The following is a 9,605-nucleotide window of genomic DNA, read 5'->3' as shown; positions in this document are numbered from 1 at the left end:
GAAGAAGGGGAAGAGCGCGAGAAGGGGAAGAAGGGGAAGAGCGCGAGAAGGGGAAGAAGGGGAAGAGCGCGAGAAGGGGAAGAAGGGGAAGAGCGCGAGAAGGGGAAGAAGGGGAAGAGGACCACTTTCACTTTCACCCTGTATGGCGAGCGTTGGTATCCGTGGAACTGGTCTCTCGACATATGCAGTCGCCGCTCGAAATCCGAGATGAAGAGACGTACTGGCTCCGAAGTCGGGACGTGAGTGACGACCCGAGAATCGGTGGCGACCAGTACTTCACAGAGCACGAGGTCCCTCGCCCAGAGGAAGTGACAGCAGACGACCTTCCACCGACTGACGACGACGCAGTCCGGGAGATCGACCGCGAGGCACTGGCAGAGACGAAGTTCATCGGGAAGTGGCAGGTTACGGGGTCCCCGGAGCGAATCGAAGAATTGTGGCCGGAACTCGTCGCCGACGCCGAGGACGGCACCATCTGGGCGGTCAAGGCAATGACCACGTTCGGGTACCAGAACCTCCCGATGTACGACGACTACATCCTGACCGTCTACACGCCCAACTACTTCGTGAGACACGACGTGACCCGGGTGCGGGAACACCTCCGAGACGAGTATGGCGTCGACCACGAACTGTACTACAAACCGGACATCTACACGGTGAAGGGCATCGTGGCCGACACTGCCGAGGAGTTCGGCCTCTCGGTCCCGGCCAGGTACATCGACTAACGGGTCGCGTTCGTGCTGGCGACACTGACGTGATAGCGGCCGTGAGATTGTATCCGCCCGTGGTTTCGATTCGACGCATTGACAGGGACACCGCCGAACTCTCGGTCCTGCTCGGCTCGGTCGTCCTGTTCACCGAGTACGTGCTTGGTCCAGCACTCGCAGGAATTCACCCCGCGTTCGGCGTCCCGATCATCTCGGAGTGGTATCTGGGACGGTTCTTCTCCGTCAACTGGAACTCGGGCCGCCTCTACCTGCTCTTCCTCCTCGAACGCGTCGTGCTGTTCGCGTGGGCATGGGTTCGACAGGACGAACTGTGGAAGAACATCGACGCGACCCACGGCATCGACAGGGACGAGCTCGAACGGGAGTCACCGTGTCTCAGCTCAGTCCAGGAACCGCTCTTTCACGTCTGGTGACGGCACCATGCACTGCTCTTTCTTCCCGAACCAGCCATACCGGTGGTCCGCCACGAAATCGTAGAGTGCATCGCGAACGAACCGCGGGACGAATCTGCCGACGGAGGCCAGCCGATACAGCCCCCCGAGGTGCTCGCCGATGCGAATCACGGCCGCCGATTTTGTGTAGTACTCGTCCCCTTCGACCAGTACGACCGTCTCCAGCTGGTCCGGTGGGAGGCCTGCGCGTTCCTGTAGCCGTGCCCCAGCGTCGGACTGGAGCGGCGCGAACCGGATGTTAGCGTCGGGGTCACGCGGGATGACGAACTGGACGACGCCGTTGCAGAGGTTGCAGACGCCGTCGAACAGGAGTACGGGCCCGTCGATTCCCTCCAGTTCTGTGGTCGCCTGCTCACTCGATTCATCGGGTTGCACCGACTCGTCGCGCATCGTCAGGGCCTCCCGGTCTCCCAGCGCTTGCTCCTGGTTGCGGTCACGTCCACGCCCGGGCTGTAGTACAGGACCGGCTCCGTGTCGGGGTGCTCGAACCCGCTCGCCGCGAACAGTGAGTCGCGGTCGACCGTCGCCTCGGCGGGGTACAGCGTCCAGGGCTCGTGGTCGACGTTCGCGTACCTGACCGACTCATCCCTGCCCTGCGTGTAGAGCCGGTATCGTTCCACGAGAAACCGCGCCAGTGGATCCTCGGTCGACTGGAACGGCTCGCCACTGGGGCCGTAGGTAGCCGTGTAGTGGGCTGGTCGGTCGCCAGGGTGGAGGCGGCGGCTGTCGAACCGGACCTTGCCGTCCTCGCCCTCCAGACTGATGCGGGCATAGAAGTACGGGAGGTGCTGGAACACCCGCGCACCGAGGACCCCGAGCACGCCCTGAGCGTCGAGGCTGAAGAAGTACACGCCGGGTTCGCCGTCGCAGGTGACGTAGGTCCGCAGATTGAGTTCGGGGAGGTCGAAGCCGAGTCGCGCGGGAAGCCCCTTCGGCCGGACGTCGACGTTCGTGAACGGGACGACGGAGAGCCAGCCATCACCGTCGAACGTGTCCACGTCGAGCGCGTCGGGGAGGTGCGCGTCGAGCACGGCCGGGTCGACCGGGTAGTTCTCGAACAGGAGGTGTCGCCAGCCCATCGCGAGGGGAACCACCATGATAGTATCTTGGTAGCGCAACGTCAAAAACAGGGAGATTACGGCGACCGGTTGGGGTGCTGTGCGTCAGACGTAGCCCAGGTCCCTGCGGCGGTCCTCGACCGCGGCGTCGACACCGGGGCCACACCGCCCACAGACGTCCCGGTCGTACCCGAGCAGGCTCGTCCTTGCGGCTCTCACGCTGTCCAGCGCGACGAGCAGGACGTTCTGGCTCACGGTCGCTCGTCGATGGTGGCCTGGATATACGCCAGATAGGGCCGAAATGCTCCGGTTCCGGCACTCTTGGACAGGAGGAGAGTTTGAGCAGCATGTATTCATATCTAGAAAGACATCTCCGGAAACCCGCCCAACTGTTGATAACGACGACACGTGTAGCCCTTCGTATGGACCTTCCCAGAGGGCTACTCGAAGGTGCTCTGGAAGGCCTTCCAGCACAACTCGCCATCCTCGACGGAGCGGGAACCATCGTCTACACCAACGAGCGCTGGCGCTCGTTCGGCGTGGCGAACGATATCGACGGGGACCCGACCTCCATCGGGAAGAACTACATCACCATCTGTGACGCCGCCGCGGACGACGACGAGTTCGCAGCCAGCACGGCAGACGGCCTCCGTTCACTCCTCGCGGGCGAACGTGAGGAGTTCTCGCTCGAATACCCCTGCCACTCGCAGAACGAGAAGCGCTGGTTCCTGCTGTATGCCCGCGCATACGAGTTCGAGGAGGACCGGTACGCACTGGTCGAACATCTCGACGTGACCGACCGCAAGCTGACCGAACTCGAACTGTCGGAGTCGAATGCGCACCTCCAGACCGTCGCAGGCGTGCTCTCGCACGACCTCCGCAACCCGATTAGCGTCGCAGTAGGCTACATCGCCGAACTCGAAGACCGACAGGGGACCCCGTCCACACTCGTCTCGGGGCTTCGCTCCTGTCTGGAACGCATGCAGCGTATCATCGACGACGCCCTCGTCCTCGCGAGGGAGGCCGACATCGACGAACTCGAGCCGGTCCACCTGGACGTCGCGGCAATGAAGGCGTGGCGCTACGTCGAGGTCGACGGCGCGACCCTCGAAGTGGCCAACTCGATGCAGTTCATGGCCGACCCGAGCCTCCTCGACAACCTGTTCGAGAACCTGTTCCGCAATAGTGTAGAACACGGAAGCCAGTCGACCGTGGCGGCGAACAGCTGCGGGTGCGAATCGAGCGAGACCATGACGATTCGCGTCGGGGCGCTACCGGACGGGACCGGGTTCTACGTCGAAGACGACGGCCCGGGCATCCCCGAAACACAGAGGGAGGAAGTGTTCGAGACGGGTTTCACCACGGGTGGATCGGACAACACCGGCCTGGGCCTGACAATCGTCTCGAACGTGGCCGACGCTCACGGCTGGACGGTCGATGTGGCAGACGCAAGCCCCGGTGCGCGATTCGAGTTCCGCGGCGTCGGCACAGCAGGGTAGCCAGCGCCGAGGCAGAGCCACTCTACGAATCCAGGCAGAACTCCCGGAGCAGACGCACCATCGTCTCCGGGTCCTCTCTCGGTGGCCAGTGAGCACACTCGTCGAGTATCGTCAGTCTGGCCTCCGGTGCCGCGTCTGCGGCGCGACGGGCCCACCCGACCGGAACGACCTCGTCGTGTTGGCCGTGGACGAACAGGGTTGGTACCGACAAATCGCCGAGTCGCGGCGTGAAGTTCGTCCGATAGCCCTGCTTCGTTATCTCGTGCTTGCGGAAATCCCGGAAGGCAACGCAGGCACTCGGTTTCTTCGCGTACTCCCACACCCGGTCGACCGCATCCTCGGAGAGTTCGTCGGGGTCGTTGGCGACACCGGCCAGGCTGGCCTTGGTGAAGCTTCGACTTCGTCGGAACAGCGCGACGGCGATCTTGTTCAGAATCGGCAGTCGCGAGAAGAGGTAGGAGAGTTTCCCGCGTGGGAGTTCGGTTCCGAGGCCGAAGCAGTCAACGAGTACCAGTCGTTTCACCGGAACCGCGGTGTCCAGCGCGAGGCCAAGGGCGACTGCGCCGCCCATCGAGAGCCCGCAGACGTGGATTTCGTCGTCATTCGTGCCAAGACCGAGTTCGTCGACGAATCCCGCCATCGTCTCGACGTGGCGCTCGATGGTGTAGTCCACGTCGGGCACGTCGCTGTCGCCGTACCCGAGCAGGTCCGGCGCGTAGACGGTGAAGTCCTCGGCGAGTGGCTCGATGACCTCGCCCCACGACACCGGGCCGGCGTCGATGATTCCGCCGTGGAGCAGGAGGAGCGGTGGGCCGTCCCCCGCGGTGACGTACTGGATGGTGTGCCCGTCGACGGAGACTGTTGGCATACTTGGTGAGTCGGTGCTCTGACGGGATAAACGTGGGTTGCAGTTCGGGTAACATGCCATCGGCATCCGGGACCGATTCGGCCTCCACTCTACGAATCGGACCACAACACTTGATTCACCCACTCCCCTACCGCCATTCATGCCCCACGTCTCACGGCTCCTCGTCCACCCTGTCAAGTCGCTCGACCCGCATCCGGTCGACGAAGTCGACATCAACAACGGCGCGTTGCGCCACGACCGCGAGTACGCCATCGTCGACGGTAATCGCGAGTTCGTCAACGGGAAACGCGAACCCGCCATCCACCGGATTCGAAGCGAGTACGACCACGAGACCCGCACCCTCAGCGTTCGCGAGCACGGCGACGATGAGTGGGCCGAGTTCCGCATGGACGCCGATCGCGGGGAACTGAACGCGTGGCTCTCCGACTTCTTCGACTACCCTGTCAGCGTCGTGCGGGACGCCAGCGGCGGGATGCCCGACGACACCACGGTCGACGGCCCGACCGTCATCGCCTGGGAGACCGTCGAGGCGGCCGCGGCCTGGTTCGACGACATCGGACCGGAGGAACTGCTGCGCCGACTCCGACCCAACGTCGTGGTCGAGGCGGGCGAGGCGTTCTGGGAGGACCGGCTGTACGCGGACCGCGATGGGGTTCGCGAGTTCACCATCGGCGACGTGTCCCTTCGGGGACACAACCCCTGTCAGCGGTGTGTCGTGCCGACGCGAGACCCCGACACCGGCGACGAGACCGAGGGTTTCCGCGAGCGGTTCGTCACGAAGCGCGAGGAGACCCTGCCCGACTGGGCGAACCGCGAGTGGTTCGACCACTACTTCCGGCTGATGGTCAACACCTCGATTCCGGAGTCAGAGTGGGGGAAGACGGTCGCGGTCGGCGACGAACTCGCACTCGGCGACGTGACCGCGGTCTGAGGCCCGGGCGTCGGTCCAGCAGCTCGACGTAGAGACGTCCTGTGACCACACGATGCGGTCCCACGAAAATCCGGTAAAAACACGTGTCGCTGCCGTCACAGAGACGGCGTTGCCACCATCCGGCCAGTCAGCGTACTGGCTCCTCCACCGTCAGGCCGGTCGGAGCCGGCGCTTCGACTGTTTCGCGTCTGCCACCAGTTGCGACATCCGTTCGACGAATTCGCGTTTCTCGCCGAGGTACGCGTCAGCCTCCTCGTACTCCGCGACCTCATCGGTTATCTCGTGCATCAGGGCTTCGGCTGCCTTCGCCGCCTCCTCCCCGTCCACGTAGGTGAGCGGCTCGAACACGTTCTTGTGGGTCCGGCCGTTCTGCTCGACCGTCATCACAAGGACCTCGTGACGCTCGGTGCCGTCGTGCTCCCAGCGGAGCACCTCGACCTGCACCTTCGCGTCCTCCGCCACCTCGTAGGTGTATCTTACTCCCATGCTGTTCGCCGTCTCCGTATGGTCGCTCTCCCATCCCCCGGGTGCGACTGCACTCCGAACGAGCATGAGTGTCATTACCACACCCATCTATATAACTTGCCGCCCGCGCTGGTAAAGCCCATTGAATAGGGGTGGGGTCCTATAGCGGGACAGATGACCGACACGAAACCCACCGACGACAGCGAGGCGGGAGACGCCATCGTTCCGGCAGCCCCGACCGAATTCGGGCTCGTCCAGGTGTTCTGGGGCGACGGCAAGGGAAAAACGACAGCCGCGATGGGGATGGGCCTCCGGGCCGCAGGTCGTGGCTTTCGCGTCCACATGCTCCAGTTCATGAAAGGTGGTGCCGACAGCATCGACGACGCGCCTGGCGAGTACCGCGCAATCGACGCGCTCCCCGGCTTCTCCTACGAGAACACCGGCCACTACGGCTGGCACGGCTTTCGCGACGGCTCCGACGAGGACGACCACGCCGCACAGGCGCGGGCCGGCCTCGACCGTGCCCAGAACATCGTCGACGCCTGCGCAGCTGCCGACCTCTCCGCGCCGATTCCGCTCGACGCCGAGCCCGAGACCGGCGTCCACATGCTCATCCTCGACGAGATCGTGTACGCGGGGAACCGTGGGCTCATCGACACCGACGCGATTCTCGACCTCCTCGATTCGGCACCCGACTCCCTCGAACTCGTCCTCACCGGTGGCCACGAGGACCCCAGCTGGCTCGTCGATGCTGCGGACCTGGTGACCAACGTCCGCAAGGTGAAACACCCCATCGAGGCCGGCCAGTCCGCCCGGAAGGGCACCGAGTACTGAGAGAAACCATTGGAAATCATGCACAGTAATTAACCCTGTATTCGCTGTAGCTACTGGTGCCCCGATTCCGGGCACTCCGGCACCCGGTGCAGACCCACCACGAAGGGGGAGGGTTCCGCCCGGGTACGACACTGAGCAGCGAGTGGACACTGGTCCCCGATGGCCGACCGAGACCGGTTGGCTCTCGCCTGCTCACTCCGTCGATTCGACCGGACCGATGTAGCGATTCTTCCAGCTGTCGCCGTCTCGCCACTGCCAGTAGTAGTACCGGTATCCCGGCTTCGTCTCCTTGATTGTGATGTACGCGCCCTGCGTCGGGACCGCATCGTAGTCGGCCGGGTCGGTCGAGATGCCGCGCTCGGCCAGGGCAGTCACGTCCGCCTCGTCGACCGATTCCGACTCCCTTCGCTCGGCTGCATCGCTGTCCTGCGCCTGTCGTTTCCACCCAGCCAGGGCTCTCGCGTAGGACGCGATCGCCTCCAGACGCTCCGGGGACTGGTTCTCCAGTGGGTCCAGAACGTACGCCGGGAGCGCGGGTACATCGGGACGGTCTGCAGGCGGTTCGGACGGGTCGTCGGCCATAGTTACCCCACGAGCCGGACGTATTTCAATCGTGGGGTAACTACTGTCGCGGATACCGGTGCGCCGTCCCAGCCCAGCAACCCAGCTCGTCAGCATCGGCTTCAGCCACCTGGCGACGACGGTGTCGTCTCGTCTCCCTGTGGAGCATCCAGGTGACCGATTCGCCGCCCTGGCGTCCGCTGTCGCATCGGCACGGTGAGTGGTGCTCGTTCAGAAAATCGTCGGTCGGCGGGAGGTCAGACCGCCGGCCCGGAGATGTCCTCTGGTTCGGGGCGCTGCGGGAGCCCCTCCGAGAGACCGATACCGCGACCGTAGATGTACCAGGTGACCACGTTCAGGTAGAACGCGAGCGCTGCGGCCAGGAAGAAGCCGAGCAGCGGGACGATTGCGACCGCGCCGAGGACGGCACCACCGACGATGTTCACCGCGACGGCGAGCAGCCACGCGATGGCGTACGTCGAGTTCGTCGCGGCCGACTTGAACTGGCCGAACTTGAACGCATCACCGATGCGGCCCGTCTCGGCGAAGTGCGCGATTCCGATGGGCAAGACGTACGCGACGGCCAGCGAGATGACGGCAGAGAGCGTCAACGTCGCGATCGAGAGCGCGGTGAAACTCTGGAAGGTAGCCGCACCCGTCTCCGGGTCGATGGTGATCGACGCGGTTCCGATGCCGACGAGTAAGAGCAGTATCGGAATCAGCGTGTACGCGAGCGCTATCGCGAACATCTTCACCCCGTCGACGGTCAGTTCCTTCCAGTCTTCCCAGACCGGCGGTTCGTCGTCCGTCTGGGCAGCCCGGACGACCCTGACGGCGAATCCGAGGACCATGAACAACGGGACGATGAGGAACCCGAGCATGGTGAGTAAGGTCCCGATGAGGACGGTGCGTGTCGGGTTTTCGGTGCGACGGATGTACGTGAGTGCCTCTGTTAACATGGTGGGCTCCGCTGGCCAGGTTGTGGCGGTGTTACCGTCACGAAACCGACGACCAACGTGTAGTATAGGTCGGCTGTGTATATCTCTCTCAACGACGAGATATTGATGTTTCAGGCCCACAGTCACCTGTTTCTGAGACACCGGTCGGGCAGCTGTACTTCAAGCTTCGCGACTCGTGTGTCACCCTCGCCAGAGCCCTGAATCCGTAATCCCACGTTCGCCTCACCCTGTCGCATGAGTCTCGAAACGGACGACATCGAACTGCACAACGCCGGTGAGGGTGCCGACCGCCCGACCCCGGACGAGCTTCTCGACGCGCTCGAATCATCTCGAACCCGGCAACCAGGTAGGGTTTCTGCCAGTAACCTACTTACAATACGAACTCGAATAGGAGGTTATGGAGGAATCAGAAGCAGGGAAACTCGAGGTCTGGTGTGCCGGCGAGGACTGGTGTCCCGTCACGACGACGGCCTCGCTCATCGGCAAGAAGTGGCATCCCGTCATCATCCACCGACTCCTGAACGACGGCCCGCTCGGGTTCAACGCCCTGAAAGAGGACGTCGACGGTATCTCGAGCAAGGTGCTCTCTGACAGCCTCGACGACCTCGAAGACAAGACGCTCGTCTCGCGCGAGGTCATCAGTGAGAAACCGTTCCGTGTCCATTACTCCCTCACGGAACGTGGTCACTCGATGGAAGCCATCATCATGGAGATGGCGGAGTGGGGGAATGAACACCTGGTCGAACCCGAGGACTGACCGGGACTCCCGCGGCAGGCGTCAGACGGGCACCACAGGCCGCACAGCCCACCCCGAGCCGCCACAGAGACTGCCACACGCTCAGAGGCCCGCCATACGCTACAGAAGCCGCCACACGCTGCAGAGGCCGCCACACGCTGTCACGGCTCATCACATCCACAGCCAGTAGTGGCCTTCTCTGGCCCCCTGTTCGGCGCTAGTCGTCGGCCCTGTTCTTGATGGCCTGGGCGAGAATCGGGTGCAGTTTCGGGTTGCCCTCCCCGTCACGAGTGATAAGCGGCTCGCCGCCGAGTCGGTCCTCAAGCGTTCCGAGGCGTTTCTCCACCGTCCGGTCTGTGTACCCCGTCTCCTCGACCAGTTCCTCGAGCGTGAGCGGCGAGCCCGCCTGCGCCAGGGCGCGGGCGATCTCGTACTCGGACTGCACGTACTCGGATGCCATCTTCGCGGCTAACTTCTGGACTTCGGCCGGAACGTCGTCGGTCATACCGCGACT

Annotated in this window: 15 protein-coding genes; 7 read left to right on the top strand and 8 right to left on the bottom strand. The window is 63.8% G+C overall.

Going from position 1 to position 9,605, the window contains the following annotated elements:
- From ACSC1S_RS20905 to ACSC1S_RS20895, 3 genes are all read left to right on the top strand, one after another.
- Nucleotides 1-243 (top strand): hypothetical protein (locus tag ACSC1S_RS20905; protein WP_435366009.1); only part of this gene is annotated, 243 nt, incomplete at its 5' end.
- On the top strand, nt 183-725 hold the full coding sequence (locus ACSC1S_RS20900; protein WP_435366008.1) for a putative phosphothreonine lyase domain-containing protein: 543 nt from the start codon (nt 183-185) through the stop codon (nt 723-725). The genes ACSC1S_RS20905 and ACSC1S_RS20900, both read left to right, overlap by 61 nt.
- A gap of 59 nt (nt 726-784) precedes the next feature.
- Entirely contained in the window at nt 785-1,141 is a 357-nt protein-coding gene (locus ACSC1S_RS20895; RefSeq protein WP_435366007.1) for a hypothetical protein, read from the top strand.
- Here ACSC1S_RS20895 and ACSC1S_RS20890 read toward each other — a convergent pair.
- From ACSC1S_RS20890 to ACSC1S_RS20880, 3 genes are all read right to left on the bottom strand, one after another.
- Nucleotides 1,109-1,570: a thiol-disulfide oxidoreductase DCC family protein gene (locus ACSC1S_RS20890; protein ID WP_435366006.1), complete on the bottom strand. Its 462-nt coding sequence runs from the start codon at nt 1,568-1,570 to the stop codon at nt 1,109-1,111. The two genes, ACSC1S_RS20895 and ACSC1S_RS20890, sit on opposite strands and share 33 nt — an antisense overlap.
- 2 nt (nt 1,571-1,572) lie before the next feature.
- Complete coding sequence (locus ACSC1S_RS20885; RefSeq protein WP_435366005.1) at nt 1,573-2,277, bottom strand: YqjF family protein; 705 nt, start codon at nt 2,275-2,277, stop codon at nt 1,573-1,575.
- Nucleotides 2,278-2,343: 66 nt separating this feature from the next.
- Nucleotides 2,344-2,493, bottom strand: coding sequence for a hypothetical protein (locus ACSC1S_RS20880; protein WP_435366004.1), 150 nt, complete (start codon nt 2,491-2,493; stop codon nt 2,344-2,346).
- A 167-nt stretch (nt 2,494-2,660) separates the two neighbouring features.
- Between ACSC1S_RS20880 and ACSC1S_RS20875 the strand changes: the two genes are divergently transcribed.
- Nucleotides 2,661-3,737: a PAS domain-containing sensor histidine kinase gene (locus tag ACSC1S_RS20875; protein WP_435366003.1), complete on the top strand. Its 1,077-nt coding sequence runs from the start codon at nt 2,661-2,663 to the stop codon at nt 3,735-3,737.
- A gap of 22 nt (nt 3,738-3,759) precedes the next feature.
- Here the strand turns inward: ACSC1S_RS20875 and ACSC1S_RS20870 are convergent, their stop codons facing one another.
- Nucleotides 3,760-4,605, bottom strand: a complete 846-nt coding sequence (locus tag ACSC1S_RS20870; protein ID WP_435366002.1) for an alpha/beta fold hydrolase — start codon at nt 4,603-4,605, stop codon at nt 3,760-3,762.
- A 139-nt stretch (nt 4,606-4,744) separates the two neighbouring features.
- Between ACSC1S_RS20870 and ACSC1S_RS20865 the strand changes: the two genes are divergently transcribed.
- Entirely contained in the window at nt 4,745-5,536 is a 792-nt protein-coding gene (locus tag ACSC1S_RS20865) for an MOSC domain-containing protein (protein WP_435366001.1), read from the top strand.
- Between the two features lie 150 nt (nt 5,537-5,686).
- Here the strand turns inward: ACSC1S_RS20865 and ACSC1S_RS20860 are convergent, their stop codons facing one another.
- Complete coding sequence (locus tag ACSC1S_RS20860) at nt 5,687-6,097, bottom strand: hypothetical protein (protein ID WP_435366000.1); 411 nt, start codon at nt 6,095-6,097, stop codon at nt 5,687-5,689.
- Between the two features lie 78 nt (nt 6,098-6,175).
- Between ACSC1S_RS20860 and ACSC1S_RS20855 the strand changes: the two genes are divergently transcribed.
- The gene (locus ACSC1S_RS20855; RefSeq protein WP_435365999.1) at nt 6,176-6,835 is read left to right on the top strand and encodes a cob(I)yrinic acid a,c-diamide adenosyltransferase; all 660 of its coding nucleotides are present in this window, start codon (nt 6,176-6,178) and stop codon (nt 6,833-6,835) included.
- Nucleotides 6,836-7,027: 192 nt separating this feature from the next.
- Here ACSC1S_RS20855 and ACSC1S_RS20850 read toward each other — a convergent pair whose 3' ends face one another.
- Both ACSC1S_RS20850 and ACSC1S_RS20845 read right to left on the bottom strand, forming a co-directional pair.
- Nucleotides 7,028-7,417: a hypothetical protein gene (locus tag ACSC1S_RS20850; RefSeq protein WP_435365998.1), complete on the bottom strand. Its 390-nt coding sequence runs from the start codon at nt 7,415-7,417 to the stop codon at nt 7,028-7,030.
- Between the two features lie 236 nt (nt 7,418-7,653).
- Nucleotides 7,654-8,355, bottom strand: coding sequence for a DUF4013 domain-containing protein (locus ACSC1S_RS20845; RefSeq protein ID WP_435365997.1), 702 nt, complete (start codon nt 8,353-8,355; stop codon nt 7,654-7,656).
- Nucleotides 8,356-8,752: 397 nt separating this feature from the next.
- On the opposite strand from ACSC1S_RS20845, the gene ACSC1S_RS20840 reads away from it, so the two are divergent.
- Nucleotides 8,753-9,112: a winged helix-turn-helix transcriptional regulator gene (locus ACSC1S_RS20840; protein ID WP_435365996.1), complete on the top strand. Its 360-nt coding sequence runs from the start codon at nt 8,753-8,755 to the stop codon at nt 9,110-9,112.
- Nucleotides 9,113-9,308: 196 nt separating this feature from the next.
- Here ACSC1S_RS20840 and ACSC1S_RS20835 read toward each other — a convergent pair whose 3' ends face one another.
- A complete protein-coding gene (locus tag ACSC1S_RS20835) occupies nt 9,309-9,596 on the bottom strand; it encodes a hypothetical protein (RefSeq protein WP_435365995.1) in 288 nt (95 codons plus the stop codon).
- Nucleotides 9,597-9,605 lie beyond the last annotated feature (9 nt).

Origin of the sequence: Haloarchaeobius pelagicus (assembly GCF_051207375.1) — an archaeon.
Taxonomy (GTDB): Archaea; Halobacteriota; Halobacteria; order Halobacteriales; family Natrialbaceae; genus Haloarchaeobius.
The sequence above is the reverse complement of the archived record's forward strand: the minus strand, read 5'-3'. Positions and strand labels throughout refer to the sequence as shown.

Coding starts and splice junctions, on each gene's coding strand:
- ACSC1S_RS20900 (WP_435366008.1), top strand. CDS start 183: ATGCAGTCGCCGCTCGAAATCCGAGATGAAGAGACGTACTGGCTCCGA.
- ACSC1S_RS20890 (WP_435366006.1), bottom strand. CDS start 1,570: ATGCGCGACGAGTCGGTGCAACCCGATGAATCGAGTGAGCAGGCGACC.
- ACSC1S_RS20885 (WP_435366005.1), bottom strand. CDS start 2,277: ATGGTGGTTCCCCTCGCGATGGGCTGGCGACACCTCCTGTTCGAGAAC.
- ACSC1S_RS20875 (WP_435366003.1), top strand. CDS start 2,661: ATGGACCTTCCCAGAGGGCTACTCGAAGGTGCTCTGGAAGGCCTTCCA.
- ACSC1S_RS20870 (WP_435366002.1), bottom strand. CDS start 4,605: ATGCCAACAGTCTCCGTCGACGGGCACACCATCCAGTACGTCACCGCG.
- ACSC1S_RS20865 (WP_435366001.1), top strand. CDS start 4,745: ATGCCCCACGTCTCACGGCTCCTCGTCCACCCTGTCAAGTCGCTCGAC.
- ACSC1S_RS20860 (WP_435366000.1), bottom strand. CDS start 6,097: ATGACACTCATGCTCGTTCGGAGTGCAGTCGCACCCGGGGGATGGGAG.
- ACSC1S_RS20855 (WP_435365999.1), top strand. CDS start 6,176: ATGACCGACACGAAACCCACCGACGACAGCGAGGCGGGAGACGCCATC.
- ACSC1S_RS20850 (WP_435365998.1), bottom strand. CDS start 7,417: ATGGCCGACGACCCGTCCGAACCGCCTGCAGACCGTCCCGATGTACCC.
- ACSC1S_RS20845 (WP_435365997.1), bottom strand. CDS start 8,355: ATGTTAACAGAGGCACTCACGTACATCCGTCGCACCGAAAACCCGACA.
- ACSC1S_RS20840 (WP_435365996.1), top strand. CDS start 8,753: ATGGAGGAATCAGAAGCAGGGAAACTCGAGGTCTGGTGTGCCGGCGAG.
- ACSC1S_RS20835 (WP_435365995.1), bottom strand. CDS start 9,596: ATGACCGACGACGTTCCGGCCGAAGTCCAGAAGTTAGCCGCGAAGATG.